27 protein-coding genes and 1 pseudogene are annotated in these 24808 nt (G+C 72.5%); 14 read left to right on the top strand and 14 right to left on the bottom strand.

All coding sequences use genetic code 11. The annotated features are described in order from the left end of the window. Window positions 1-118 precede the first annotated feature (118 nt). Complete coding sequence (gene mptB / locus AC5WS8_RS01690) at window positions 119-1507, top strand: polyprenol phosphomannose-dependent alpha 1,6 mannosyltransferase MptB (protein WP_496101429.1); 1389 nt, start codon at window positions 119-121, stop codon at window positions 1505-1507. Continuing rightward, the gene (locus AC5WS8_RS01685) at window positions 1504-2871 is read left to right on the top strand and encodes a glycosyltransferase 87 family protein (protein WP_496101428.1); all 1368 of its coding nucleotides are present in this window, start codon (window positions 1504-1506) and stop codon (window positions 2869-2871) included. The genes mptB and AC5WS8_RS01685 overlap by 4 nt, the downstream gene beginning before the upstream one ends. 83 nt (window positions 2872-2954) lie before the next feature. On the opposite strand, the pseudogene AC5WS8_RS01680 reads toward AC5WS8_RS01685, so the two are convergent. From AC5WS8_RS01680 to AC5WS8_RS01670, 3 genes and pseudogenes are all read right to left on the bottom strand, one after another. Then, a pseudogene (locus AC5WS8_RS01680) lies at window positions 2955-3779 on the bottom strand (D-alanyl-D-alanine carboxypeptidase family protein); the annotation flags it as partial. A 121-nt stretch (window positions 3780-3900) separates the two neighbouring features. Then, window positions 3901-5037: a transcription termination factor Rho gene (gene rho, locus AC5WS8_RS01675; RefSeq protein ID WP_496101427.1), complete on the bottom strand. Its 1137-nt coding sequence runs from the start codon at window positions 5035-5037 to the stop codon at window positions 3901-3903. 295 nt (window positions 5038-5332) lie between these two features. Beyond that, window positions 5333-5995: a protein-L-isoaspartate(D-aspartate) O-methyltransferase gene (locus AC5WS8_RS01670; RefSeq protein WP_496101426.1), complete on the bottom strand. Its 663-nt coding sequence runs from the start codon at window positions 5993-5995 to the stop codon at window positions 5333-5335. Window positions 5996-6072: 77 nt separating this feature from the next. Between AC5WS8_RS01670 and AC5WS8_RS01665 the strand changes: the two genes are divergently transcribed. Next, complete coding sequence (locus tag AC5WS8_RS01665) at window positions 6073-6798, top strand: class I SAM-dependent methyltransferase (protein WP_496101919.1); 726 nt, start codon at window positions 6073-6075, stop codon at window positions 6796-6798. A 38-nt stretch (window positions 6799-6836) separates the two neighbouring features. Here the strand turns inward: AC5WS8_RS01665 and AC5WS8_RS01660 are convergent, their stop codons facing one another. Together AC5WS8_RS01660 and AC5WS8_RS01655 are read right to left on the bottom strand one after the other, a co-directional pair. Further along, window positions 6837-7802, bottom strand: a complete 966-nt coding sequence (locus tag AC5WS8_RS01660) for an acetylxylan esterase (RefSeq protein ID WP_496101425.1) — start codon at window positions 7800-7802, stop codon at window positions 6837-6839. Between the two features lie 97 nt (window positions 7803-7899). Then, window positions 7900-8484, bottom strand: coding sequence for an Rv1733c family protein (locus tag AC5WS8_RS01655; protein ID WP_496101424.1), 585 nt, complete (start codon window positions 8482-8484; stop codon window positions 7900-7902). A gap of 390 nt (window positions 8485-8874) precedes the next feature. Between AC5WS8_RS01655 and AC5WS8_RS01650 the strand changes: the two genes are divergently transcribed. After that, window positions 8875-9243, top strand: coding sequence for an alcohol dehydrogenase catalytic domain-containing protein (locus tag AC5WS8_RS01650; RefSeq protein ID WP_496101423.1), 369 nt, complete (start codon window positions 8875-8877; stop codon window positions 9241-9243). Then, entirely contained in the window at window positions 9240-9950 is a 711-nt protein-coding gene (locus AC5WS8_RS01645) for a GNAT family N-acetyltransferase (protein WP_496101422.1), read from the top strand. The genes AC5WS8_RS01650 and AC5WS8_RS01645 overlap by 4 nt, the downstream gene beginning before the upstream one ends. An 81-nt stretch (window positions 9951-10031) precedes the next feature. Here the strand turns inward: AC5WS8_RS01645 and AC5WS8_RS01640 are convergent, their stop codons facing one another. Further along, the gene (locus AC5WS8_RS01640; protein ID WP_496101918.1) at window positions 10032-10451 is read right to left on the bottom strand and encodes a MarR family winged helix-turn-helix transcriptional regulator; all 420 of its coding nucleotides are present in this window, start codon (window positions 10449-10451) and stop codon (window positions 10032-10034) included. A 322-nt stretch (window positions 10452-10773) separates the two neighbouring features. Here AC5WS8_RS01640 and AC5WS8_RS01635 point away from each other — a divergent pair, with 322 nt between their 5' ends. Further along, entirely contained in the window at window positions 10774-11595 is an 822-nt protein-coding gene (locus tag AC5WS8_RS01635; RefSeq protein ID WP_496101421.1) for a putative protein N(5)-glutamine methyltransferase, read from the top strand. On the opposite strand, the gene AC5WS8_RS01630 is transcribed toward AC5WS8_RS01635, so the two are convergent. After that, window positions 11552-12367, bottom strand: a complete 816-nt coding sequence (locus AC5WS8_RS01630; RefSeq protein ID WP_496101420.1) for an alpha/beta fold hydrolase — start codon at window positions 12365-12367, stop codon at window positions 11552-11554. The genes AC5WS8_RS01635 and AC5WS8_RS01630 overlap by 44 nt on opposite strands. Before the next feature lie 58 nt (window positions 12368-12425). On the opposite strand from AC5WS8_RS01630, the gene AC5WS8_RS01625 reads away from it, so the two are divergent. The 3 genes from AC5WS8_RS01625 to AC5WS8_RS01615 all read left to right on the top strand — a co-directional run bounded on the left by AC5WS8_RS01625 (window position 12426) and on the right by AC5WS8_RS01615 (window position 15587). Further along, window positions 12426-12899, top strand: a complete 474-nt coding sequence (locus tag AC5WS8_RS01625) for a MarR family winged helix-turn-helix transcriptional regulator (RefSeq protein ID WP_496101419.1) — start codon at window positions 12426-12428, stop codon at window positions 12897-12899. 97 nt (window positions 12900-12996) lie between these two features. Continuing rightward, entirely contained in the window at window positions 12997-15012 is a 2016-nt protein-coding gene (locus AC5WS8_RS01620) for an FAD-dependent oxidoreductase (RefSeq protein WP_496101418.1), read from the top strand. Between the two features lie 29 nt (window positions 15013-15041). Then, the gene (locus tag AC5WS8_RS01615; protein WP_496101417.1) at window positions 15042-15587 is read left to right on the top strand and encodes a PadR family transcriptional regulator; all 546 of its coding nucleotides are present in this window, start codon (window positions 15042-15044) and stop codon (window positions 15585-15587) included. Window positions 15588-15832: 245 nt separating this feature from the next. On the opposite strand, the gene AC5WS8_RS01610 is transcribed toward AC5WS8_RS01615, so the two are convergent. From AC5WS8_RS01610 to dhaK, 3 genes are all read right to left on the bottom strand, one after another. Further along, the gene (locus AC5WS8_RS01610; RefSeq protein ID WP_496101416.1) at window positions 15833-16249 is read right to left on the bottom strand and encodes a PTS-dependent dihydroxyacetone kinase phosphotransferase subunit DhaM; all 417 of its coding nucleotides are present in this window, start codon (window positions 16247-16249) and stop codon (window positions 15833-15835) included. Further along, complete coding sequence (dhaL, locus tag AC5WS8_RS01605; RefSeq protein ID WP_496101415.1) at window positions 16242-16841, bottom strand: dihydroxyacetone kinase subunit DhaL; 600 nt, start codon at window positions 16839-16841, stop codon at window positions 16242-16244. The genes AC5WS8_RS01610 and dhaL overlap by 8 nt, the downstream gene beginning before the upstream one ends. 71 nt (window positions 16842-16912) lie before the next feature. Beyond that, the gene (dhaK, locus tag AC5WS8_RS01600; RefSeq protein WP_496101414.1) at window positions 16913-17905 is read right to left on the bottom strand and encodes a dihydroxyacetone kinase subunit DhaK; all 993 of its coding nucleotides are present in this window, start codon (window positions 17903-17905) and stop codon (window positions 16913-16915) included. Between dhaK and AC5WS8_RS01595 the strand changes: the two genes are divergently transcribed. Further along, window positions 17889-18101 (top strand): hypothetical protein, encoded by a 213-nt coding sequence (locus AC5WS8_RS01595; protein ID WP_496101413.1) that lies wholly within the window; start codon window positions 17889-17891, stop codon window positions 18099-18101. The two genes, dhaK and AC5WS8_RS01595, sit on opposite strands and share 17 nt — an antisense overlap. A gap of 170 nt (window positions 18102-18271) precedes the next feature. Then, window positions 18272-19912, top strand: coding sequence for an APC family permease (locus AC5WS8_RS01590; RefSeq protein ID WP_496101412.1), 1641 nt, complete (start codon window positions 18272-18274; stop codon window positions 19910-19912). A gap of 78 nt (window positions 19913-19990) precedes the next feature. On the opposite strand, the gene AC5WS8_RS01585 is transcribed toward AC5WS8_RS01590, so the two are convergent. Both AC5WS8_RS01585 and AC5WS8_RS01580 read right to left on the bottom strand, forming a co-directional pair. Beyond that, on the bottom strand, window positions 19991-20269 hold the full coding sequence (locus AC5WS8_RS01585; RefSeq protein ID WP_496101411.1) for a beta-xylosidase family glycoside hydrolase: 279 nt from the start codon (window positions 20267-20269) through the stop codon (window positions 19991-19993). A 108-nt stretch (window positions 20270-20377) separates the two neighbouring features. Then, entirely contained in the window at window positions 20378-20575 is a 198-nt protein-coding gene (locus tag AC5WS8_RS01580; protein ID WP_496101410.1) for a hypothetical protein, read from the bottom strand. On the opposite strand from AC5WS8_RS01580, the gene AC5WS8_RS01575 reads away from it, so the two are divergent. Next, the gene (locus AC5WS8_RS01575; RefSeq protein ID WP_496101409.1) at window positions 20574-21929 is read left to right on the top strand and encodes an NAD(P)/FAD-dependent oxidoreductase; all 1356 of its coding nucleotides are present in this window, start codon (window positions 20574-20576) and stop codon (window positions 21927-21929) included. The genes AC5WS8_RS01580 and AC5WS8_RS01575 overlap by 2 nt on opposite strands. A 15-nt stretch (window positions 21930-21944) precedes the next feature. Here the strand turns inward: AC5WS8_RS01575 and AC5WS8_RS01570 are convergent, their stop codons facing one another. Further along, window positions 21945-22265 (bottom strand): DUF8129 domain-containing protein, encoded by a 321-nt coding sequence (locus AC5WS8_RS01570; RefSeq protein ID WP_496101917.1) that lies wholly within the window; start codon window positions 22263-22265, stop codon window positions 21945-21947. 91 nt (window positions 22266-22356) lie between these two features. After that, window positions 22357-22761 (bottom strand): ChaB family protein, encoded by a 405-nt coding sequence (locus AC5WS8_RS01565; protein WP_496101408.1) that lies wholly within the window; start codon window positions 22759-22761, stop codon window positions 22357-22359. Between the two features lie 124 nt (window positions 22762-22885). Between AC5WS8_RS01565 and AC5WS8_RS01560 the strand changes: the two genes are divergently transcribed. Continuing rightward, window positions 22886-23272 carry a four-helix bundle copper-binding protein gene (locus AC5WS8_RS01560; RefSeq protein WP_496101407.1) on the top strand — a complete coding sequence of 129 codons (387 nt, stop codon included), beginning with the start codon at window positions 22886-22888 and terminating at the stop codon, window positions 23270-23272. A gap of 135 nt (window positions 23273-23407) precedes the next feature. Then, a complete protein-coding gene (locus tag AC5WS8_RS01555; protein ID WP_496101406.1) occupies window positions 23408-24586 on the top strand; it encodes an acyl-CoA dehydrogenase family protein in 1179 nt (392 codons plus the stop codon). The last annotated feature ends 222 nt before the right edge of the window (window positions 24587-24808 follow it).

Here is a 24808-nt window from a genome sequence, read left to right as displayed (position 1 = left end):
GACATCCGTGCCGTCCCGGGCCCGCCGATCACACGGCGGTCACACGCAGGCCGCCCCCGGGAGGGGCGGACGTTGCTTTCCGGCCACCCGGTGTTGACACGCTTCCCGAGTGTTGGCCATGGCTTTTCCCGTCGATCTCCGCCGCTGCCAGGCGCTCGGTCTGGCCGGTACCGCCTTTCTCGCACTGGGCGGTGAGACCGCCGGGGCCCTGCCGGTCGAGGACCTGGCCTCCCCCGAGTCCGGGCGCGCCGCGCTCGGACTGGTGGGGGTGTACTTCGGCGTGGTCCTGCTGATCGCCGCCTGGGCCCTGCTCGGCCGAGTGATCCGCGGGCCCGAACCGCCGACGCCGCGCGCCCTGCTGCTCGTCCTCGCCACCTGGGCGGCGCCGCTGCTGCTGGCCCCGCCGCTGTTCAGCCGGGACGTCTACAGCTATCTCGCCCAGGGCGCCATGGTCCACGCCCACCTCGACGTCTACGCCTACGGTCCCGCTCGGCTCGGCGGCCCCCTGGCAGACCAGGTGGCGCCCGTGTGGCGGGACACCGCGGCCCCCTACGGACCGGTCTTCCTCGTCGTCGCCTCCGCGCTGTCCGCACTGACCCGCGGCGAACTGCCGGCCGGGCTGCTCGGCATGCGGCTGGTGGCGCTGCTCGGCGTGGCGCTGATGGCGTTCGCGCTGCCGCGGCTCGCCAGGCACTGCGGCGCCGACCCGGCCGCCGCGCTGTGGCTCGGCGCCCTCAACCCGCTCGTCCTGCTGCACCTGGTCGCCGGCGCCCACAACGACGCCCTCATGCTCGGGCTGCTCGGCATGGGCCTGCTCGCCGCCCGCGGCCGGCTGCACGTCCTCGGCGTCGTTCTCGTCACGCTCGCCGCCCTGGTCAAGGCACCCGCCGCGCTCGGCCTGCTCGCCGCGATCGCGCTGCGCTGGCATGTCGGCCTCCTCCGGGCGACGGTGACGACCACGGTGGTCGCACTCGCCACCACCGTCGCGGCCACCGCCGTCGCCGGCACCGGATACGGCTGGATAGCGGCCCTGAAGACACCCGTCTCCCCGCACAACTGGTCACCCACCAGCGTCCTCGGCCGGGTCACGGGCCGCCTGCTCGACGGTCTCGGCAGCGACCTCGCACCCCTCGCGGAACCGGCCTGGCACACGGTCGGGGTCGCCGCGACCGCGATCACCGTGCTGGTCATCTGGGTGAGACTGCGTCCCGCCCCGGTCTACGCGCTCGGCCTGAGCCTCGCCGTCGTCGCCGTCCTGGGCCCGGCCATCCGCCCCTGGTACGCCCTGTGGGGGCTGTTCCTGATCGCCGCCGCGGCCCCCAGCACCTCCGTACGCCACCGGGTGGCCGCCGCCACCGCCGTCCTCGCCCTCGCCGTGCTGCCGAGCGGCCGTCCGCCCGACCTCGCCCAGGTGGTGCTGGCCGTCTCCGGCGGCGCGCTCGCCGTGGTCGTGCTGTGGCAGGCACACCAGGCGGCCCGGGCACCGATGCTGGGACGGGCCGCGTGAGACTTCCTCGCACCGAGAGGGGACGGCTCGCCCTCGTCCTCGGCCTCGCCGCCGCCGTGACCGTCTTCACCGCCACCGTGCCGCTGCTGCGCGGCTGGTTCGACCTGCGCGTCTACTACGGGACCGTGGACGCCTGGATGCACCACGGCGGCCGGATCTACGACTACCACGTGCCCGGCACGACGTACGGCTTCACGTATCCGCCGTTCGCCGCGTTCTGCATGCTCCCGATGGCGTTCGTCGGCCTGCACACGGCGATCGCGGTCGCCCTGCTGCTCAATCTGGCGGCCCTGGCCGCCGTGGTGTGGATCCTCATCGGACGCAAGCTGACCCGCCACGGCTGGTTCGGCTGGGGCCTGGCCGCCTGCACGCTGGCCCTGTTCGAACCCGTGCGCGACACCCTCAGTTTCGGGCAGGTGAACCTCCTGCTGCTGGCACTGGTGCTCACCGACGCCTGGCTGCTGTCCACCGGTCGCGGGCGCCGGGCCGGGGCCGGTATCGGGCTCGCGGCGGCCGTCAAGCTGACCCCGGCCGTCTTCATCGGTCTGCTGCTGCTCGCCCGCAGATGGCGCGCCGCCGCCGTGGCGATCGCCGTCGCGGGGGCCGCCACCCTGCTCGCGGCGTGGGCGGCGCCGGACGCCTCCCGCTTCTACTGGACCAGCGCCCTGTGGGACACCACCCGTGTCGGACGCCTCGACTACGTCTCCAACCAGTCCCTGCAGGGCGTCCTCGCCAGACTCGCCGCGCCGGACGATCCCAGCCGGACCGCCTGGGCGCTGATCGTCGTCCTGGTCCTCACGGTGTGGGCGTGGCGTACGCACCGCGCGCTGCGGACCGGGGACTGGCGGGCCGCCTTCGCCCTCACCGGGCTCACCGCCTGCCTGGTCTCCCCGATCACCTGGGTGCACCATCTGGTGTGGCTGCTGCCCTCGTTCGCGGTGCTGGTGCACGCACGTCGACTGCGCACCGCCGCCGTCCTGTACGCGGTGCTGTGCACCAGCGTGGTCTGGCTGTGGTTCGACGACGCGTCCGGGATCGACGGCTTCCTCGGCAGCAACACCTACACATGGATCACCCTCGGCCTGCTGCTCGGGCTGCCGGTCGGTCAGTCACGCCTCCGTCTGCCCAGCAGCCGCAGCGCCAGCGCGACCGTCGCGCCCGTACCCAGACCGACGGCGCCCGCGAGCGTCCCCGCCTCCGGCCAGTCGGACGAGCCGTCGTCCTCCTTGCGGAGCGCCGCCGTCGGCAGCGCGGTGGGGCCGGACCGCGCCACGCGCGAGCCCTTGGGCAGCAGCGATCCGACCGGCGTCACCCGCCCCGCGGCGTCGAATCCCCAGTCGAGCAGCGAGCGGGCCTCCTCGTAGACCGCGAGTCCTCCGCCCTCCTGAGGGTTCATCACCGTCACCACGAGGGTGCGCCCTCCGTGGCGGGCCGCGGCCACGAGCGTGTTGCCCGCGTTGCTGGTGTAGCCGTTCTTGATGCCGATCAGCCCCGGGTAGCGTCCGACACCGTCGGCACCGGTCAGCAGCCGGTTGGTGTTGCGGATCCCGTACGAGGCGCCGTCGCCGGGGAACGTCGACTCTCTCAGGGAGCAGTACCGGGCGAAGTCCGGGTTCCGCAGCCCGGCCCGTCCGAACACCGCGAGGTCGTACGCCGACGACACCTGCCCGGGAGCGTCGTACCCGTCCGGCGAGACCACCCGGGTGTCGAAGGCGCCGAGTTGCCGGGCTTTGGCCTGCATCCGGTGGACGGTGGTCCGCACACCGCCGTCCAGCGCGGCCAGCACATGCACCGCGTCGTTGCCCGAGTGCAGGAAGACCCCCTTCCACAGGTCGCTCACCCGGTAGGTGAGCCCCTCTTTGACGCCGACGAGGCTGCTGCCGGGCCCGACGTCCGCCAGCTCCCGCCCCGTGACGGTGTGCCGGGTGTCGGCGGGCAGCTCCGGCAGCACGGTGAGCGCGAAGAGCGTCTTGAGGGTGCTCGCGGGCGGCAGCGGACGGTGCGCGTCGTGCGCGGCGAGCACGTCACCGGTGTCGGCGTCGGCCACCAGCCACGACAGTGCCGACACGGAGGGGACCTCGGGGGCTCCCGGGCGTGGTCGCACCTGGGTCCCGGACTTGTACAGAAGAGGCTGCTGCGACGTCGCGGGCCGGGGAGCGTCGGAGTCGGCGCCCGTGCCTGCGGCGGCAGGGGGCGGCGCGAGGACCGACAGGCCGGCGGCGCCGAGAGCGCAGCAGGAGAGGAGGGCGCGAGAGGAGAATCCGATGCTCATACCGGACACCGTAGGAACGGTGCGCGGGCGTCCGCCCGGTCGGCGTGAGCCGAGTGGGGGGATCGTGCACCCGGATGCCTGACGCCGGGGCGTGCCCGGCCGGACGGATCAGCCCGTCCACTCAGCCGGCCGGCAGCGTCGGCTGGACCTGGCGCAGGAAGGCCGCGTTGTCGGGCGTCGCCCGCATCCGCTCCAGCAGCGTCTCCACGGCGGACTGCCCCGGTGACCGCAGCGCGCGCCGCAGCCCCCGTACGGCCGCCAACTCAAAGGGAGACAGCAGGAGTTCCTCACGCCGGGTGCCGGACGCGGGGATGTCCACGGCCGGGTGGATCCGGCGGGCGGCCAGAGCGCGGTCGAGGCGCAGCTCCATGTTCCCGGTGCTCTTCAGCTCCTCGAAGAAGAACTCGTCGGCCCGGGAGCCGGTGTCCACCAGGGCGGTGGCCAGGATGGTGAGCGAACCGCCCTCCTCGGCCAGACGGGCGGCGCCGAACAAGCGCTTCGGGCCGTGCAGGGCGGATGCGTCGACGCCGCCGCTGAGGGTGCGGCCACCGGAGGAGGCCGCGTTGTTGTGGGCGCGGCACAGCCGGGTCAGCGAGTCCAGCAGGACGACGACGTCCTGGCCCTGCTCGACCAGCCGCTTGGCGCGCTCGACGACCAGTTCGGCGAGCGCGATGTGCTGCTTCGGCGTCCGGTCGAACGTGGAGGCGTACACCTCGCCCCGCACCGAACGCCGCATGTCGGTGACCTCCTCGGGCCGCTCGTCGAGCAGCACCACCATCAGGTGGCATTCGGGGTGGTTGCCGGCGACGGCCGCGGCGATCTGCTGGAGCAGCACGGTCTTGCCGGTCTTGGGCGGGGCCACGATCAGCCCGCGCTGGCCCTTGCCGACGGGCGAGAGGAGGTCCATGACGCGTCCGCCCAGGCCCGACGCCGGGTGTTCGAGCCGCAGCCGCCCACGCGGGTGCAGCGGGGTGAGGTCGCGGAAGTGCGGACGACCGCGCAGTTCCTCGGGGGTTCGGCCGTTGACCAGCTCGACCTCGGTGAGGGAGCGCCCGGTACGGGTGCCGACGAGGGCGTCGCCCCTGCGCAGGCCGTGACGTCGGATCAGGGCGGGGGCGACGGGGAGGCCGGCGGGAGAGGCGAGGGAGCTCTCGGCGCGCAGGTGTCCCTTCCCGCCGGCGTCGATGTCGAGGACTCCGGTGACGGTCTGGGGCGTTCGCTCCTGCTGGATCGGAGGGTGTTCGAGTGTGGTGGTCATGGAGGGCCTTTCAGGAACGGCAGGAAGGAGGAGAAGAAGGGGGGGAGAGGCCGGGAGGCGGCGTGCTCACGCCTCGCCGCGGCGAGGAACGGCACCTCGGGTACGGCGTACGACGCGATGGTCGACGAGGTGGCGAAAGGGAAGCCGGTGCGCCGGTCGGCAACGACGGGCGGACGGCGAGTGGAGGGAAACAGGCACCGGCGCCCCGGACGGGGCGTACACAAGTGCTCACCGCACTGTAGCACTCGGCGGTTCTGCCGGGGAGAACGCGGACGGCACGCGATGTGTTCCGGCCTCAGGTGATCTCGGAGTCGTCCTGCGGAAAGCCGTACCGTCCCAGCAGCCGGACGAAGCAGGCCGCGGTCACGATCCGCCACTGCCGCAGCCCGGACGCCGTGCGCTCGAAGCACACCACCTGTTCGTGCCCGCCCGGCCCGACCGGCTGCACGAGGCGACCGGACGGCCGTAGCTGCGCGACCAGCGGCTCGGGCACCTCGGGGAACGCCGCCGAGACGATCACCGCGTCGTACGGGGCGCGGTCCGGCACGCCGCCGCTGCCGTCACCGACCCGCAGCTCCACGTTCCGCACGCCCTGCCCGGCCAGGTTGCCGCGCGCCTGCCGGGCGATGTCCGGCCGCATCTCGACGCTGACCACGTCGCCGGCCAGCCGGGCCAGCAGCGCGGTCTGGAAGCCCAGACCGGTACCGACCTCCAGGACGTGCTCGGTTCCGCCCAGCCCGAGACTCCCGATCATCACGGCCGACAGCGACGGCTGCGTGGTGACCTGCCCCTGCCCGATCGGAACGGGTACGTCCCGGTAGGCGGCGGCCCTCTGGGCGGCCGGGACGAACCGGGCCCGCGGCGTCGTCCGCACGGCCTCCAGCAGTCGCTCGTCACGGATCCCGACGGCTCGAAGCGCCCGCACGAGATCTTCGGGGCTGCCGGGTACCGAGTGCACGGTGGCTCACCTCACCCTCACCGCCAGCGTAGCCAGAACCCTCGGGCCCCGTGGAGGCCGGGCGTAAGCTGATGCGGATGTTCTCCCCGTACGGTCCCACCCTCCGCGAGCTGACCCTCCAGGCCCTGTCGTCGGTCGAGCGCGGCTACGACCTGCTCGCGCCCAAGTTCGACCACACCCCCTTCCGGACTCCGGCCGCAGTCCTGGACGCCGTCCGAGGGGAGCTGAGCGCGATGGGGCCCTTCGCACACGGGCTGGATTTGTGCTGCGGCACGGGCGCGGGCACGGAGGTGCTGCGCACGGTCTGCCGCGAGAGCGTCACCGGCGTCGACTTCAGCGCGGGCATGCTGGCCGTCGCACACGCACGCGTACGGTCCGACGGGCCGCCGCACATCGCCTGGGTGCGCGCCGACGCCCGCGCCCTGCCCTTCGGCTCCGTCTTCGACCTGGCGGTGAGCTTCGGGGCGTTCGGCCACTTCCTGCCGCGCGAGCTGCCCGGCCTGTTCGCCGAGGTGTACTCCGTGCTGCGGCCCGGCGGACGCTTCGTGTTCCCGGTCGGCGCGCCGCCGTCCCCGGCCTCCCCCTGGTACTGGGCGCTGCTCGGCTTCGACACCGCCATGAGGGTGCGCAACGCCCTGTGGCGGCCGCCGTTCGTCATGTACTACCGGACGTTCCGCTTCGGTGACGTCCGGCGCGAGCTGACCCGCGCCGGATTCACTGTGGAGCACCGGGCGCTGACGGACTTCGGCCACCGGCCCGACGGCAGCCCGCGCTGCCGGCTGATCGTGGCCACCCGGACCTGACCGGGCCCGGACGCGCCTTTGCCGGGTCCGCCGACCCGTCAGAAACGGGCCGGCAGCCAGCGCAGCTTGACCGCCTGCTGGTGGGCGCCGCCCCCCTCGTGGTCGTTGAAGTCGTACACCTCGATCGTCTTGTCCTCGTGCGCCCACGCGTTGAACGCGGCGAATACCGTCGACGGCGGGCACGTCTGGTCCTCCAGCGCCGCCGAGAACAGCGCGGGCGCCCGGCCGCGCGTGGCGAAGTGCACGCCGTCGAAGTAGGACAGGGTCCGCATCACCTGCTCGGTGCGGCCGCGGTGCGTCTTGAGGTAACCGCCGATCTCCCGGTACGGGTGGCGGTCCGTCGTCGTCGTGGCGCGTGGGAAGTCGCACAGGAACGGCACGTCCGGCGCGACGGCCACCAGGTCCGGTACGAGACCGCCGACCGCGATCGTGATGCCGCCGCCCTGGCTGCCGCCGACGGCCGCGGTACGGGAGGCGTCGGTCAGCGGATGCGCGCGGGCCGCCTCCACGGCGCGCACCCCGTCCGCGAACACCCGCCGGTAGTAGTAGCTTTCCGGCTCCTCGATGCCGCGCGTCATGAACCCGGGGTAGGACGGCGCGCTGCCCACGGGGTCCGGCGTCTCACCGCCGCCCCACCCGCTGCCCTGCCCCCGCGTGTCCATCACGAAGTGCGCGAATCCCGCCGACGCCCACAGCAGATGCTCGTGGGGGAGGGCGCGTCCGCCGCCGTAGCCGACGAACTCCACGACCGTCGGCAGCGGACCCTCCAGGAAGACCGGCACGGCCAGCCAGGCCTTCACCGGGTGACCGCCGAACCCGGCGAACGTCACGTCGTACACCTGGACCGTTTTCAGTCCCGACTCGACGGGCTCGAACCGGGCGTCCAGGTCGTGCTCCCGGACCTCCTGGAGCGTCTTCGCCCAGAACGCGTCGAAGTCCGTCGGCTCCACGGACGCGCTGCGGTACGTGCGGAGTTCGTCCACCGGCAGGTCGAACAGGGCCATGAAGGACCACCTTTGACGTCGGGTGCGGTGATCTCACCGTACGGTGGCCGTCACGCACCGGCCAGACCTTCCTTGGCCTCCTTGTGAATCCCCCCCGTCAGGCCGTCCGGCGCCCCCACTCCGGTCCCGTGCGGGCCCACTCGGCCCCCCACTCCGCCATGCGGTGCCGTTCGGCGACCCGCCTGATCACGGCGCGGGCCAGGAGCACCGTGGCGGCCATGCCGCCCGCGGCCCACACACCGGCCGACACGGCGTGCTGCCACACCGCGCCGTCACTGGGCGGCGGGGCGACCCCGCGATCCCCGGAGTCCACCCACACCGGCAGCCGGTCTCCGTTCCGCGAACCCGCCGGGACCTCCGCGATCGTGGTCAGCGTGCCCTTGCCCGGCTCGCTCCAGCGCACCTTCGCCGGGTACAGGGGCTGCCTCCCGCCCTGCGTCATGGGCGCCGCGCCGGGGGCGTCCTCGGCGAGCACCGCGGCCACCTGATGGCGTTCGGCGCGCTGGGCCACCTGCGTGGCGTGCCCCTGGTCGTACGCCCGCCGGCCCACGGCCATGCCGACCAGCGGCGCCCCGACGCACAGCAGCACGGCGACGACCAGCGCCGTCCACGCCTCGACGACATCACAACGGCGGCGCAGCGGATTGCGCTTCCAGCGCCAGCCGCGCACCCGGGTTCGCATCTCGACCTCCTTGCCGCCCTGCCCCGCCGACGAGTCGGTGCGCGACGGCGCTGCCACTCGGCGCGTGGCCCGGGGTGTCTCCCGCGACCGGGGCGACGCCGTCCACGACGGGACGCGTCCGACACGAAGCGGCTTGTGAAGCGGCTCTCATGCTCATTCTCCCTCCCGGGCCAGGTTCCCGGACCCGTGCCCGGGAAACCTGGCCCGCCACCGCGGTGAGAGCCCGCCGACCGCTCGCCGGGGCCGGTCACCGCATGCGTGCGGACTCTCCCGAACTCTCCCGGCGTCCGGGAATAGCCGGCCCCGTGATCTTCCTTGCTCTGTAATGGCCGGGACCGCCGGCTCCTTGCGACGGTGGGCCGACGGCAGCGAAGGAGAGTGAGTCAGGGCATGCCCCAGGCGTACGCGTACACCCGCCACGGCGGACCCGGGACGGAGACGGTCATCGGCGCCGACCGGCCGGGCCGCGGCCCCGTGCGGCTTCTCGTCGCCGTGCGCGCGGCGGGCGTCGCCCCGGTCGGCTTCGAGTTGCGCCCGGGCCTGCGACGCGCCGGCGACACCGGCACGCCGGAGTTCCCCGGGGTGTCCGGCAGCGAGCCCGCCGGCATCGTCGAGGAGGTCGGCGCGGGCGTGCCCGGACTCGCCCCCGGCCACGCGGCCTTCGGCGACACGGGGGCCGGGGGATACACCGAGTGCGCGGTGTTGCACGCGGCGGTGGCCGCGCACGTGCCGGACCGCCTGATCGAGGTCGCCGCATGAGCGACCACGTCCTCGACAACCCCACGCTCTCCTCGCTGACGGGCCCGCACGCCCGCTTCGCGGAGCGCCGGGGCCGCGTCCTGCGTTACCCCCTCGACGTGTCGCCGTGGGTGGGCCTGCCCGACGAGCCGGACGCCGACGACTGGGCCGACCTCGCGGCGCTCGCCGGCCCGGGCGCGGAGGCGCCGCTCGCCGGTTTCCGCGGGCGGGTCCCGGACGGCTGGGAGATCACCTTCGCCCTCGACGGCGTGCAGCTCGTCGACGACGGGATCGCCGCCGCGCCCGACCCGGAGGCCCTACGGCTCACCCCGGCCGACGTGCCGGAGATGCTGGACCTGGTGGCGCGCACCCGGCCCGGCCCCTTCCTGCCGCGCACCATCGAACTGGGCACCTACCTGGGCATCCGCCGGGGCGGGGCGCTGGTCGCCATGGCGGGCGAACGGCTCCACCCGCCCGGCTGGACCGAGATCAGCGCCGTGTGCACCGACCCGGCCTTCCGCGGGCAGGGCCTGGCCGGCCGACTGGTCCTGGCGGTCGCGCACGGCATCCGCGAGCGTGGTGAGACCCCGTTCCTGCACAGCGGCGCGGGCAACACCGACGCCCTACGCCTCTACGAGTCGCTCGGCTTCCGCCTGCGCCGCACGACGACGTTCCTGGCGGCGCGGGTTCCCGAGCGGCTGGGGGACCAGCAGGTGGTGGGGACCTGACATCAGTGGCGGAGATCCGCCAACAGGGCTGAGGGGGGTCGCCGCAGGCGGGCCCCTTCCCGTCGCTGCCGTCGCTCGCCGTCAGCGGGCAGCCGTGGCGGGCGGCCGAAACGGTGTGGCGGCCGCCGCCGTGTTGTAGCGCAGCAGGTAGGCCGCGAAGCGTTCCAGGTCCTCCCGTGGCCAGCCCGTGAGCCGCTCCCGGAACGCCTCCCGGCGGCTCTCCGTCACCTGGGCGAGGATCCGCGTACCCGCCTCCGTCAGCTGCAGCACCTGGACCCGGTGGTCGTCCGGATCCTGCCGCCGCTCGACCCACCCCGCTCGCTCCAGCGCGGCCACCTGCCGGCTGACCGTGGACTTGTCCAGCGCGTGGTGCGCCGCCAGATCGGTCGCCCGGCAGCCGCCGCTCTCCTCCAGGTGCCCGAGCAGTGTGTACGAGACGAGGGACAGCTCCGGGTGCATGCGTCCCGCCGAGGCCCGGGCACGCCGGGCGAACACCGTCATCTCGCGCTGAATGGTCTCGACGGCGGCTTCCGCCGCGGACGCGGCGGTGGTGCGCTCTGTCTGCACCGGACCTCCCTCGCACGCCGCAGTTGCAGAATACAACTGCGGTGGGGGCGGGCGTCCCGGCGGTCCGGGAGCTTCCGCGAACGTCCCTCCTGCTAGGGTGTCCGTCCTGGCCGCGGACCGTCCCGGCCGGTGTGACCGAGGAGGTGAGTCCCATTACCGCTGTGTCGGCTCGGGTGCTCTCCCACCTCAGGACGGCGCGGATCACCGCCGCCGGGTGAGGGCGCCGTTCGGTCCCCCGGAAGGCTGTCCCGGCTTCATGCCACCACTGTCACGTTCCCACGTTGTCTCCGTGCTGCGTTCCGCCGGCTGTGTCTTCGCCGAGGACGAGGCGGAGTTGATCCTTTCCACCGCCCGCACCCCCGACGAGGCCGCCCGCATGGTCGACCGGCGCGTCGCCGGGCTTCCCCTCGAACACGTCCTGGGCTGGGCGGAGTTCCACGGCCTGCGCATCGCGGTGGAGCCGGGCGTCTTCGTGCCCCGCCGCCGCACCGAGTTCCTCGTCGGACAGGCCCTCGCAGTCTCTCGCGGCGCCCGCCTGGTCGTGGACCTGTGCTGCGGCTCGGGTGCGGTCGGCGCGGCGCTGGCGGCCGGGCTCGACCGGCCCGAGCTCCACGCCGCCGACATCGACCCGGTGGCCGTCCGCTGTGCCCGTAGCAACGTCGCCGCGTACGGCGGCCGGGTCCACGAGGGCGATTTGTTCGCCGCCCTCCCGGACGAACTGCGCGGCCGTGTGGACGTCCTGACCGCCAACGTCCCCTACGTCCCCACGGGCGAGGTCGCGCTGCTCCCGCCGGAGGCCCGTGACCACGAGCCCCTGACCGCTCTGGACGGCGGCTTCGACGGACTGGAGGTGATGCGCCGGGTCACCGCGGAGGCCTCCGCGTGGCTGGCCCCCGGCGGCCGTCTGCTCGTCGAGGCGAGCGAACGCCAGGTCCCCTCCGCCCTCGAGGCGTTCACCCGCGGCGGTCTCGACGTCCGGCTCGCCGTCTCGGAGGAGTTGTGCGCCAACGTGCTGATCGGCACCCGCCGCTGGTCTAGGCGGCCGACGAGTCCAGGAACTCCCGGACGATCGCGTTGAAGGCGTCGGGCCGCTCCATGTTGGGGTAGTGCGCGGTGCCTTCCACGACCGTGGCCCGGCCGTGGGCGACGGTGCGGACCAGACGCTCGGCCATGCCGATGTGGTCGGGGGAGTCGATGCCGCCGTTGACGGCCAGTACGGGTACCTCGATCTTCGCCGCGCGGGCCCAGGTGTCGGTGATGCGGACCCAGAGGTCCGGCTCGCCGTCGCTGTGCTTGGTGATCGTCGTCCGGGCCATCTCCCGTACGCACCGGTCGACTTCGGGGTCGACGTCCTCGACCGTGCGCTGCGGGCCGTACGCGAACCGGGCGAACGCGTCCACGAAGGCGTCGATGTCGCCCGCGCCGAGCGCATGCCAGTACGCGGAGCTGACGGCCTGCGTCCACGGGTCCCGGAAGTCGGGCTCACTCGTGCCGACGCCGCTGACGACGAGGGCGCGGACGAGGTCCGGGTGCTCCAGGGCGGTGTCCACGGCGATCGCTCCGCCCATCGACAGCCCGACCAGGGTCGCGGGACCGGTGCCGAGGTGACGCAGCAGCGCGGCGAGGTCGTCGGTGTGGCGGAACGGGCGGGTCGCGTTCGCGGACGCCCCGTGGCCGCGCGCGTCCAGGGCGATCACCCGGTGGGTCCGCGCGAACACCGGGATCTGGGCGTCCCACATCCGGTGGTCGAGGAAGCCGCCGTGCAGCAGCACCAGTGGCGCCCCCGCACCCTCGTCGCGATACATCAGCCGGCCGTCGTCCGTCTCGAAGGTCTTCAGGGTCTCCGTCATGGCAACCAAGGTGTCAACTTCTGGAGACATTGACAACCCGGGTGTCATAATCGCCGGTGTGACCGATCAGAACACGCCACTTCCCCCGGATGCCCTCGCCCCCCGTCTCATGGAGGTGTTCGCCCTGGTGGGCCCCCTGTACCGGCGGGTGCAGCGCAAGGTGGAGCAGGCCGAGGCGATCGAGGGTGTCTCCGTCGGCGTACGCGCCGTTCTCGCCCTGCTCTGCGACCGCGGGCCCATGACCGTCCCGCAGATGGGGCGCGCTCAGGCCCTCAGCAGGCAGTTCGTGCAGCGGATGGTCAACGGGGCGGTGGCGCGCGGGCTGGTCGAGAGCCTCCCGAACCCCGCCCACAAGCGCTCCCCGCTGTTCCGGCTCACCGGCGAGGGCCGGGCGGTGATCGACGCCGTCACCGCCCGCGAACACGCCCTGCTGCGACAGGCGCGCGGCGACCTGACCGAAGCCGAGGTGCAGGCGTGTCTGCGGGTGCTGACCCGGATGCTCGACCTCTTCGACGACGTGGACGTGGACTAGCCGGCCGCTCCGAGAGGCTCCCCGTTTGTGCAACTAGTTGCACAAACTGCTGACCGTCGTCTACAACAGACGGACGACACGCCGCACGGAGGGCCCCATGAGCCGCTACCCGCACCTGCTGACCCCGCTCGACCTGGGCTTCACCACGCTGCCCAACCGTGTGCTCATGGGCTCGATGCACGTGGGCCTGGAAGAGGCCGAGCACGGCTTCGAACGCATGGCCGCGTTCTACGCCGAGCGGGCGCGCGGGGGAGTGGGGCTCATCGTCACCGGCGGCATCGCCCCCAACGAGGCCGGACGCCCGTACGAGGGCGGCGCCAAGCTCACCACCGAGGCGGAAGCCGAACAGCACCGCGTCATCACCGACGCCGTGCACCGCGAGGGCGGGCGGATCGCGATGCAGATCCTCCACTTCGGCCGCTACGCCTACCACCAGGACCTGGTCGCACCCAGTGCCCTCCAGGCGCCGATCAGCCCGTTCGTCCCGCACGCGCTCACCGACGCCGAGGTCGAGCAGACCATCGACGACTACGCCCGCGCCGCCCGCCTGGCCCGGCGAGCCGGATACGACGGCGTGGAGATCATGGGCTCCGAGGGTTACCTCATCAACGAGTTCATCGCAGGGGGCACCAACCGGCGCACCGACAGCTGGGGCGGCTCCTACGAGAACCGGACACGCTTCCCGCTCGAGATCGTGCGCCGCGTCCGCGAGGCGGTCGGCGAGGACTTCATCGTCGTCTACCGGCTCTCCATGCTGGATCTCGTCCCCGGCGGCTCGTCCCTGGAGGAGGTCGTCACCCTCGCCAAGGCGGTGGAGGCCGCCGGAGCCACGATCATCAACACGGGCATCGGCTGGCACGAGGCCCGCATCCCCACCATCGCCACCTCCGTGCCGCGCGGCGCGTACGCCTGGGTGACCAGGAAGGTCATGGGTGCCGTCTCGGTCCCGCTGGTGACGACCAACCGCATCAACACCCCGGAGCTGGCCGATCAGTTGATCGCCGAGGGGTACGCCGACATGGTGTCCATGGCCCGTCCGATGCTCGCCGACCCGGACTTCGTCGCCAAGGCCGCGGCCGGGCGGCCCGAGACCATCAACACCTGCATCGGCTGCAACCAGGCCTGCCTCGACCACACCTTCAGCGGACAGATCACCTCCTGCCTGGTCAACCCGCGCGCCTGCCACGAGACCGAACTCGTCCTCGCCCCGACCCGGCTGCGCAAGCGCGTCGCCGTCGTCGGCGCCGGCCCCGCCGGACTCGCCTGTGCCGTGTCCGCCGCCGAGCGCGGCCACGACGTCACGCTCTACGAGGCCGCGGGCGAGATCGGCGGCCAGCTCAACGTGGCCCGCAAGGTGCCGGGCAAGCAGGAGTTCGACGAGACCCTCCGCTACTTCCGCACCCGGCTCGACCTCCACGGTGTGGACGTCCGGCTGAACACCCCGGTCGCCGCCGGTGACCTCTCCGGATACGACGAGATCGTGGTGGCGACCGGCGTCAGCCCCCGCACGCCCGACATCCCCGGCATCGACCACCCCCGCGTCCTCGGCTACCTCGACGTGCTGCGGCACGGCGCGCCCGTCGGCGACCGCGTCGCGATCCTCGGCGCGGGCGGTATCGGGTTCGACGTCGCCGAGTACCTCACCGACGGCGGCGACAAGGCGAGCGAGGACCCGGCGACGTACTTCCGCCACTGGGGCGTCGACATGGACTACCGCGCTCCCGGCGGCCTCACCGCCCCCGAGCGGCCCGCTCCGCCGCGCACCGTCCACCTCCTGCAGCGCAAGACCTCGAAGGTCGGCGCCGGACTCGGCAGGACGACCGGGTGGATCCACCGCACCGAGCTGAGGCACCGGGGCGTGACCATGGTGCCGGGCGTCGGCTACGACCGGATCGACGACGCCGGACTGCACATCACCGTGGACGGCGTGAGCCGCCTCCTCGAGGTCGACACGATCGTCCTGTGCACCGGGCAGGAGCCACGCCGCGACCTGTACGAGGAGCTTCTGGCCGCGGGCCGCACCCCGCACCTCATCGGCGGCGCCGACGTGGCGGCCGAGCTGGACGCCAAGCGCGCGATCAAGCAGGGCACGGAGCTGGCGGCGGCGCTCTAGGCGCCGCGGCCGGTCCCTAGGATGGAGCCATGTCCCTGCCCCACGCGATCCTGACCGCCCTGCTGGAGAAGCCGTCGTCGGGGCTCGAACTGACCCGTCGGTTCGACCGGTCGATCGGCTACTTCTGGTCGGCCACCCACCAGCAGATCTATCGCGAGCTGGGACGCCTCGAGAACGACGGCCTGATCCGGGCCCTGCCCGCCGAGCAGCCGGCGCGCGGGCAGAAGAAGTCGTACGAGGTGCTGCCCGCCGGCTGCGCCGAACTCGCCCGCTGGACGGCCGCCTCCCAGGACCCGAAACCGCACCGGGACGTGCTGCTTCTGCGGCTGCGCGCCGCCGCCGTCGTCGGCACCGAGGGAATGGAGGCGGACCTGCGCCGCCATCTCGACCTGCACCGGCGCCAGTTGGCCGAGTACCGGGCGATCGAGCAACGCGACTTCGGGACCGGCCGTGACTCGGTGCGGGACCGCCTCCAGCACCTCGTGCTGCGGGCGGGCATCGACCTGGAGACCTTCTGGATCCAGTGGCTCACCCACGCCCTGGAGGAGTTCCAGAAGCTGCCCGCACCCGAATAGCGGATCCGCCGCACCCGGAAAGCCCAACCGGGGCCCGCGGACGGGGCGGCGTTGACCGAGGCGCGCCCGGGATACGTATGCTGGTGCCCGACGCGGCGTGAACTCGCTTGCCTTCGAGGGCAGTTCGTGCCGACGGCGCGGTCCGCTGTCGTCGCTGATTCCGCGCCGGCGAACGCGGCCGAGCGGCCGGGGCCCCGTTCCGCCCCGGCCCTCGGCCGCACCATTCCGACGATTCGGGCCTTCCCTCACTCCTTCCGGTAGGAGTACGCCTCCCTGGCCGCCGCCTCCACCGCCGCCAGGTCCGCGCCCGTCGACGCCGTGACCATCGCGGCGACCGCACCCTCCACGAACGGTGCGTCGACGGCCCGCGTGTTCGGCGGCAGCTCGTCGCCCTCCGCGAGCAGCGCCTTCACGGTGAGGACCGCGCTGCCCAGGTCCATGACGATCGCGACTCCCGCACCCCGGTCGACGGAGGCCGCCGCGGCGGCCACCAGCTCCGGGCTCGTTCCGAACCCGCCGTCCGCCGTGCCGCCCGCCGCGGCGACGGGCGCGGTGGCCCCGCCGCCCGACAGCGCCTTTGCCAGCGTGGCCACCGACTCGGCGACCGCCGGGCTGTGCGAGACGAGCACGATGCCGACCAGTTTCTCCGTGCTCTCACTCACCGGAGGCCTCCACGAGCGCGGCGATCAGCAGGGCGGAGGAGGTGGCGCCGGGATCCTGATGCCCGATGCTGCGCTCACCCAGATAGCTCGCCCGGCCCTTGCGGGCCTGCAACGGGATCGTCGCCACGGCACCCTCCTCGGCGGCTGCCGCCGCCGCCCGGAACGAGGCGGCGAGCGCGTCGACCGCGGGCACCAGGGCGTCGACCATGGTCTTGTCGCCGGGCGCGGCCCCGCCCAGCGCCATCACGGCGTCGACGCCCGCTCGCAGTGCCTCGGTCAGCTGCTCCTCGGTGACCTCGGCGGCGTCCCCGAGGGCCTTGCCGGTGCGGCGCAGCAACGTCCCGTACAGCGGGCCGGAGGCACCGCCGACCGTCGAGATCAGCTGACGGCCCGCGAGCTGGAGGACCGCTCCGGGCACCGCCGGCGCCTCCTTCTCCAGCGCGGCCGTGACCGTGCGGAAGCCGCGCTGCATATTGCTGCCGTGGTCCGCGTCGCCGATCGGCGAGTCGAGTGCGGTCAGCCGGTCGGCCTCGCGGTCGACGGACGCGGCGGCCGCCGTCATCCAACGGCGGAAGAAGTCGGCGTCGAGCACTGCATCTCCTTGCGTGATACGAACGGTGACCTCACTCGTCTGCCCCACGACCGGTCCGGCGGACAGGCCGCTCACCGGCCCCAGCGCAGCGCCGGTGTGCTCACCGGAGCGTCCCACAGCCGCAGCAGCTCCTCGTCGACCTGGCACAGGGTGACCGAGGCACCCGCCATGTCGAGGGAGGTCACATAGTTGCCGACCAGAGTGCGGGCCACCGCCACGCCACGCTCGGACAGCACCCGTTGCACCTCCGCGTGGTAGCCGTACAGCTCCAGCAGCGGGGTGGCGCCCATGCCGTTGACCAGGACCAGTACCGGGTTGCGCGGCTGGAGGTCGTCCAGGACGGCGTTCACCGAGAAGTCGGCGATCTCCCCCGCGGTCATCATCGGGCGCCGCTCGCGCCCCGGCTCGCCGTGGATGCCGATGCCCAACTCCAGCTCGCCCGGTGGCAGGTCGAAGGTGGGCGTGCCCTTGGCGGGTGTGGTGCAGGCACTGAGGGCGACACCGAAGCTGCGCGAGTTCTCGTTGACCTGCCGGGCGATGGACTGCACCCGCTCCAGCGGCTGCCCCTGGTCGGCCGCCGCCCCCGCGATCTTCTCCACGAACAGGGTTGCGCCGGTGCCGCGCCGGCCCGCCGTGTACAGGCTGTCGGTGACGGCGACGTCATCGTTGACCAGGACCTTCGCGACCTGGATGCCCTCGTCCTCGGCGAGTTCGGCCGCCATGTCGAAGTTCAGCACGTCACCCGTGTAGTTCTTGACGACGAACAGCACTCCGGCGCCGCTGTCCACGGCCGCCGCGGCACGGACCATCTGGTCGGGCACCGGGGAGGTGAACACCTCGCCGGGGCAGGCCGCCGACAGCATGCCGGGGCCCACGAAGCCGCCGTGCAGCGGTTCGTGGCCCGAACCGCCGCCGGAGACGAGCGCGACCTTTCCGGCGACCGGGGCATCACGCCGCACGATCACCCGGTTCTCCACGTCGACGGTCAGCTCGGGGTGCGCGGCCGCCATGCCCCGCAGCGCGTCGGCCACCACCGTCTCCGGGACATTGATCAACATCTTCATCGGAGCCCTCCTGCGTCCACTCGCTGTCGGCAGTATCGACGTTCGGAAGGCGGTGGTCACGTGGGCGGACGTTCTTGAGCGCGTCCCACCGAGCCGGGGCTGCGACGCACTGCTTGCCATGGGCATGACGCTCAACGAGGTCGAATATCTCGGCAAGTGTGACCTGTCTTACTTTCTTCTCGCATTCGAAGACTGAATACGGACATTCCGGAAGCCTCGCTGACCTGCGCAAAGCTCGAGTAAAAGAAATCCCCCTGGAAGGGTCAAATTTAAGGTGACGACCTTCTGTCGAACGGGTCTCTCTTCCTAGCCTGAGCCGCCAATTGCGCGTTAATTCCCTGTTCAGATAGTGAGAGGCCCCTTGACATGGTGAACCTGGACCATGCAGCCCCCGACGCCACCCGCGACCGGACCGGTCTGCGGCGGGACGTCGGCCTGATCGGACTGATGTGGGCCTCGGTGGGGTCCATCATCGGCTCCGGCTGGCTCTACGGCGCCAAGAACGCCGTCATGACGGCCGGCCCTGCGGCGACCATCTCGTGGGTGGTCGGCGCTGTCGCCATCGTCCTCCTCGCCCTCGTGCACGCCGAACTCGGCGGCATGTTCCCGGTGGCGGGCGGCACGGCACGCTATCCGCACTACGCCTTCGGCGGCCTGGCCGGCATGTCCTTCGGCTGGTTCTCCTGGCTGCAGGCGGCGACCGTGGCCCCCATCGAGGTCGAGGCCATGATCGGCTACCTCGGACACTGGCACTTCGCGCAGGGCCTCCAGCACGCCTCCGACGGCACCCTGACGGCCAGCGGTCTCGTCGTCGCCATCCTCCTGATGGCGGTCTTCGTCGCCGTCAACTTCCTCGGCGTCAAGGTCCTCGCGCACACCAACAGCGCGGCCACCTGGTGGAAGATCGCCGTCCCCCTGGCCGCGATCTTCATCGTCGCGATCGGCAACTTCCACCCGGGCAACTTCACCTCGGAGGGCTTCGCCCCGATGGGCGCCAAGGGTGTACTGGGCGCCATCAGCACCAGCGGCATCATCTTCGCCCTGCTGGGCTTCGAGCAGGCGATCCAGCTCGCCGGTGAGAGCCGCGACCCCAAGCGCGACCTGCCCCGTGCGACCCTCGGCTCCGTCGCGATCGGCGCGATCATCTACGTCCTGCTCCAGGTCGTGTTCATCGCCGCGCTGCCGCACAGCTCCTTCGCGCACGGCTGGGCCAAGCTCGCCTTCAAGGGCATCGAGGGTCCGTGGGCGGGCGTCGCCACGCTGGTCGGTCTCGGCTGGCTGGCCGTCGTGCTGTACGTCGACGCGGTGATCTCCCCGGCCGGCACCGGCCTCATCTACACCACCGCCACCTCCCGCGTCTCCTTCGGTCTCTCCAAGAACGGCTACGCGCCGAAGCTGTTCGAGAAGGTCGACGCCCGCGGCGTGCCGTGGGTCGGCCTGCTCCTCTCCTTCCTCACCGGAATCATCTGCTTCCTGCCCTTCCCGAGCTGGCAGAAGCTGGTCGGCTTCATCACCTCCGCGAGCGTCCTGATGTACGCGGGCGCCCCGCTGGCCTACGGCGTCTTCATCGACAAGCTGCCGGACCGCGAGCGCCCCTACCGCCTGCCCGGCGGCAAGGTGATCGCCCCGCTGTCCTTCGTGGTGGCCAACCTGATCATCTTCTGGTCCGGCTGGGACATCCTGTGGCGGCTCGGCGTGGCGATCGTCCTGGGCTACGTGCTGCTCGGCGGCTACGCCCTCTACGCCAACAACAAGGGTCTGCCCGACGCGCCCCGGATGGACTTCAAGGCCGCCCAGTGGCTGCCCGTCTACCTGCTGGGCCTGGGCCTGATCTCCTGGCAGGGCACCTTCGGCGGCCAGGGCAACCTCCCGCTGTGGTGGGACATCCTGGTCGTCGCCGCCTTCTCCCTGGTCATCTACTTCTGGGCCCGCGCCGTCGCCCCGCGCCCGGAGGAGATCCAGCGCAGCATCGACGAGGTCGTGGTCGTGGACGTGCCCACGCACTGACCCCTGCCGCCTGAGCGAACGGTGTCCCGTCGGCCGAGCCATGGCCGACGGGACACCGTCCGTTGCGCGGGGGCAGCCTCACCGGTGATGGGGTGTCAGCTCCGCTCCGCCCGGCTCCGCCACCCGGGGCGTGCAGGTGAGGCGGAAGCCGGTGAAGTCGGCGGTGAACGCCGCGTCGACCAGGTCACGGGCGCGGATGCCCGCGAACGCGCCCGTGAACCGCAGCCGGGAGCCGTGGTCGTCGGACAGCCGGCTCAAGTCGAGCGGCGAACCGACCGGTGTGCGCGTCCCCGCCCGCAGGAACCAGCAGGGGCGCGTCGTCCAGCTCGTACGGACCGGTGACGGTCCGCGCGCCACCCGCACCCCGTGCTGGAACCCGGTGCCTTCCTCCGGTCATGCGGTCCAGCTGCGTCAGGACGATCCCTGCGAAACGGTCCCCGCTCGCGCCGGTCAGCACGAGCCCCGTCAGGTCGAAGCGGCCAGCCAGGGGGCCAGGGCCCACTTGCCGAAGGATTTGGTGAAGTGGGCGACCATGCCGGACTGCTGCCAGGTGGAGTCGGCGCCGGACCGCCCGGAAGGGGCGGTGGTCGCAGGGGTGCGGATGTGGGCAGAGTTCCCTAGCGTGGCAGGGGTCGCAATCTCCCGCTGGGAGGGAATCCTCATGGCCGTGCCCCGCATCGTGATCATCGGCGGCGGATTCGCCGGGATGGAGACCGCGCGCCGACTGGAGCGGATCCTCAAACCCGCCGAGGCCGCAATCCGGCTCGTCGCCCCCTACAGCCACCAGCTCTATCTGCCTCTGCTGCCGCACGTCGCGTCGGGCATCCTGACCCCGCAGTCGGTGGCGGTCCCGCTGCGCCGGCTGCTGCACCGCACGCTCCTGGTGCCCGGCCAGGCCATCGGCGTCGACCCCTCCGCCAAGGCCCTGGTCGTGCACAAGATCAACGGCGAGACGGCCGTCGAGCACTACGACTACCTGGTGCTGACGCCCGGCAGCGTGACCCGGCAGTTCGACATCCCCGGCGTGGACCGGCACGCGGTGGGCATGAAGACGCTGGCGGAGGCGGCCTGGGTGCGCGACCACGTCATCTCCCAGCTCGACCTGGCCGCGGCCAGTTCCGACCCGGTCGAGCGCGAAACCCGGCTGCAGTTCGTGGTCGTCGGCGGCGGCTACGCGGGCACCGAGACGGCCGCTTATCTGCACCACCTCACCACCGCCGCCGTGAAGCGCTACCCGGGCCTGGACCCGGCCATGGTGAAATGGCACCTTGTCGACATCGCACCCACGCTCATGCCGGAACTCGGCGAACGGCTCGGCGCGAAGGCCCTCGCCATCCTCGAGCGGCGCGGCCTGCACGTCTCGCTCGGTGTCTCGGTCGCCGAGGCAACGGCGGACACCGTCACCCTCACCGACGGCCGCAAGCTGCGCTGCCACACCCTGATCTGGACCGCCGGGGTGGCGCCCAGCCCGCTGATCGCCACGCTGGACGCCGAGACCGACCGCGGCCGGCTGGTCGTCCGCGACGACCTGGCCGTGCCGGGCCTGGACGGCGTCTTCGCCCTCGGTGACGCCGCGGCGGTGCCCGACCTCGCCAAGGGCCCCGACGCCATCTGCCCGCCGACGGCCCAGCACGCCATGCGGCAGGGCTGGAGGGCCGCGAAGAACGTCGCGGCGGCGCTGCGCGGCGCACCGCCCAGCCCCTACCGGCATCGGGACCTGGGGCTCGTCGTCGACCTCGGGGGTGTCCAGGCCGTGTCGAAACCGCTCGGCGTGGAACTGACCGGCCTGCCCGCCCAGGTCGTCGCGCGCGGCTACCATGTGGGCGCCCTGCGCACGCTACCGGCCCGCCTGCGCACCCTGACGAACTGGACCCTGAACGCGATGGCGGGCTACGACTTCGTCCGGACCGGCTTCCAGGCCGGGCGTCCGGCCACGCTCAAGGACTTCGAGCGGACCGACGCCTACCTCACGCCCGACCTGATCGCCTCGCACACGGCGCCGAAGCCGGCCGACTGAGCCGGCCGACGCCGGTCAGGTGCGGTCGCCGTTCGGCCTGCCCGGCTGGTCGGGCGTCCCGTGCGGCGGCGGCCTCATGGGCTGCGGAGTGGCCGGGGACACCGGCGAGCCCCCACGGCTCCGGCTCGCTCCGGGTCCCGGGCCCCCGGTGTCACCGGACGTCGGCTCCGCGCCGGCGCGCAACTGCTCCGGCCGGGCCGTGAGCAGCTCGGTCACCGGGACACGGCCGGCGTGGTCACGCTCACGGGCGATGAGCTGTTCCACCTCGTACGCGTCCAGCGCGCGGATGCGGCTCTCCGGGCTGCCGAGCGGCAGTTCGTCGTCGGGCAGCGGCAGTACCGCGGCCGGACTCAGCCACGGATCCTCACTTCCCTCCGGGCGACTCCCTGTGGGCGGCGGCCCTACGCGGGAACGACATGGGAGGGGCTCACCGCGACCGTGCGGCCCGGGTACGCGAGCGGTTCTGCTTGCGGATCGCGTCCAGCAGCTCGGCCTTCGACATCCGGGACCGCCCGTCGATGCCCAGGCGCTGCGCGACGTGGTACAGGTGCTCCTTCGAGGCGTTCTCGTCGACGCCCTCGCCGCTGCGTCCGCCCTGCTGCCGGGGCCGCGCCGACCGGGGGTCGGAGGGGCCCTTGCGGCCGCCCTCCTTGCGCTCCCAGTGGTCGCCGACCTTCTCGAAGGTGTGCTTGAGCGCACCGTACGCCACCCGGTGCGCCCGCTCGCCCTCGCCGTACTGCTCGACCGCCGAGTCGTGCGCCTTGATCCAGGTGCGCTGCGCGTCCTGGGAGGAGCGCTCCAGCGTCGACGGCAGTTCCTGTCGTCCGGGCATGGATCCACCTCCTCGTCCCGTCGCTCCGTCGGTGCCCCCCGAGTGCCCCGGGGTCCGCCGGAAAAACGGGCAGAGCTCCCGCGAAGGCCGGTTTGACGAGGTCGCCATCGGCTACCCGCGCGGTGTGACAGCCACGACTTCGCACACGACTTCGCAACAGGATCCCGTCCGGTTCCTGGAAGATCGCTTCGCGTGCGCACAGGCGTGCACGGAGTGCGCGCGGGCCTGCGCGCTGCGCGCGAGTCTCGCCGAACCGGGCGGCACCCAGGTACAGGAACGTCTGCGGCGCAAGGGCATCATGTGCGCGGAGGTCTGCGACGCGACCTGCCGCGTGCTGTCCGCGTACGGCGACCAGCACGAGGGCGACATCCGCGGTCAGGTGACCTGGTGCCGGTCCGTCTGCCTGGACACCGCGCACGTCTTCGACGCGGACCCGGGTGGCGAGGAGGCGGCGCGGACCTGCCGCGCGGCCGCCCGGGCCTGTTCCGACTTCCTCGAGACGCTGGGCTGACGGATCCGCACACCGGATCCGATCGGGCCGGGCGCCCGCTGGGCGTTCCCCTTTCCTCGGCATTCCCAATTTCTGGAACACGTTCTACGGTGTGCGCCGTCAGGACCGACCGGCCCTGGGGAGCCTGGAGGCGCCGTGGATCTGGACTACACGCCCGAGCAGCAGCGGCTGCGCGACGAGCTGCGCGGGTACTTCGCGCGACTGGTGCCCGACGGCGCCCACGCCCGGCACACCGACCCGGCGGCACAGAAGCGGTTCTACCGCGACACCATCCGCCGCCTCGGCACCGACGGCTGGCTGGGCGTCGGCTGGCCGAAGGAGTACGGCGGGCGCGGGATGACCGCCATGGAGCAGTTCGTCTTCTTCGACGAGGCGGCCCAGGCGGGGGTGCCGCTGCCGCTGATGGCGCTCAACACGGTCGGTCCGACGCTCATGCGGTTCGGCACGGACGAGCAGAAGGAGTACTTCCTGCCGAGGATCCTCTCCGGGGAGGTCGACTTCGCGATCGGCTACAGCGAGCCCGGCGCCGGGACCGACCTCGCCTCGCTGAAGACCCGCGCGGTCCGCGACGGCGACACGTACGTCGTCAACGGGCAGAAGATCTGGACCACCAACGGCGACACCGCCGACTGGGTGTGGCTCGCCGTACGAACCGACCCCGATGCCCGGCCGCACAAGGGCATCACCATGCTGCTCGTACCGACCGGCGACCCGGGCTACTCCTGCACCCTCATCCGCACGCTCGCCGGGCACGACACCACCGCAAGCCACTACGAGAACGTCCGCGTCCCCGTCTCCCGACGCGTGGGCGAGGAGAACCACGGCTGGCGGCTGATCACCAACCAGCTCAACCACGAACGCGTCACCCTCGCCGCCCACGGCACCATGGCCGTGCGCGCACTGCACGACGTGCAGCGCTGGGCCATGGAGACCGAGCTCACCGACGGCCGCCGGGTGATCGACCTGCCCTGGGTGCGCCGCCGCCTGGCCCGGACGCACACGAAGCTGGACGCGATGAAGCTGCTGAACTGGCGGATGGTGAGCGCGGTCGAGGAGGGCACGCTCACCCCGCAGGACGCCTCCGCGGTCAAGGTCTACGGCTCGGAGGCCCGCCGTGACGCGTACGCCTGGCTGATGGAGATCGTGGCTGCAGCGGGGGCGCTGAAGGAGGGTTCCGCGGGCGCCGCGCTCCACGGCGAACTGGAGCGCGGCTACCGCTCGGCGGTGATCTTCACCTTCGGGGGCGGGAACAACGAGATCCAGCGCGAGATCATCTCCTGGATCGGCCTCGGCATGCCCCGCGTGCGCAGGTGACGGCCTGTGACGAAGCTTTTTAGTTGACGCAGAAGCGGGATGGCTGGCACTGAGCGTTTTCCAACTTCACGATGCCGAGGCGGGTCTTCTGTAACCGGGCGGCGCGATACCACGGCCCGCGGTTTCAGCGGCCCTGGATACGCTGTCTGGCGTCGGTCTTCGCTGTGCGTGTGGGGGTGGGTAGACAAGCAGATGAAGCCTCCACTGGAGATGGTTCTTCTT

The sequence above is a fragment of the Streptomyces sp. PTL18 genome (assembly GCF_059510295.1).
This window is presented reverse-complemented; position numbering and strand designations above follow the sequence as displayed.

Bases quoted from the DNA above. Each gene is read 5' to 3' on its own strand.
- mptB (WP_496101429.1), top strand. From the start codon at position 119: ATGGCTTTTCCCGTCGATCTCCGCCGCTGCCAGGCGCTCGGTCTGGCC.
- rho (WP_496101427.1), bottom strand. From the start codon at position 5,037: ATGACCACCACACTCGAACACCCTCCGATCCAGCAGGAGCGAACGCCC.
- AC5WS8_RS01665 (WP_496101919.1), top strand. From the start codon at position 6,073: ATGTTCTCCCCGTACGGTCCCACCCTCCGCGAGCTGACCCTCCAGGCC.
- AC5WS8_RS01660 (WP_496101425.1), bottom strand. From the start codon at position 7,802: ATGGCCCTGTTCGACCTGCCGGTGGACGAACTCCGCACGTACCGCAGC.
- AC5WS8_RS01655 (WP_496101424.1), bottom strand. From the start codon at position 8,484: ATGCGAACCCGGGTGCGCGGCTGGCGCTGGAAGCGCAATCCGCTGCGC.
- AC5WS8_RS01650 (WP_496101423.1), top strand. From the start codon at position 8,875: ATGCCCCAGGCGTACGCGTACACCCGCCACGGCGGACCCGGGACGGAG.
- AC5WS8_RS01645 (WP_496101422.1), top strand. From the start codon at position 9,240: ATGAGCGACCACGTCCTCGACAACCCCACGCTCTCCTCGCTGACGGGC.
- AC5WS8_RS01640 (WP_496101918.1), bottom strand. From the start codon at position 10,451: ATGACGGTGTTCGCCCGGCGTGCCCGGGCCTCGGCGGGACGCATGCAC.
- AC5WS8_RS01635 (WP_496101421.1), top strand. From the start codon at position 10,774: ATGCCACCACTGTCACGTTCCCACGTTGTCTCCGTGCTGCGTTCCGCC.
- AC5WS8_RS01630 (WP_496101420.1), bottom strand. From the start codon at position 12,367: ATGACGGAGACCCTGAAGACCTTCGAGACGGACGACGGCCGGCTGATG.
- AC5WS8_RS01620 (WP_496101418.1), top strand. From the start codon at position 12,997: ATGAGCCGCTACCCGCACCTGCTGACCCCGCTCGACCTGGGCTTCACC.
- AC5WS8_RS01615 (WP_496101417.1), top strand. From the start codon at position 15,042: ATGTCCCTGCCCCACGCGATCCTGACCGCCCTGCTGGAGAAGCCGTCG.
- dhaK (WP_496101414.1), bottom strand. From the start codon at position 17,905: ATGAAGATGTTGATCAATGTCCCGGAGACGGTGGTGGCCGACGCGCTG.
- AC5WS8_RS01590 (WP_496101412.1), top strand. From the start codon at position 18,272: ATGGTGAACCTGGACCATGCAGCCCCCGACGCCACCCGCGACCGGACC.
- AC5WS8_RS01575 (WP_496101409.1), top strand. From the start codon at position 20,574: ATGGCCGTGCCCCGCATCGTGATCATCGGCGGCGGATTCGCCGGGATG.
- AC5WS8_RS01580 (WP_496101410.1), bottom strand. From the start codon at position 20,575: ATGAGGATTCCCTCCCAGCGGGAGATTGCGACCCCTGCCACGCTAGGG.
- AC5WS8_RS01565 (WP_496101408.1), bottom strand. From the start codon at position 22,761: ATGCCCGGACGACAGGAACTGCCGTCGACGCTGGAGCGCTCCTCCCAG.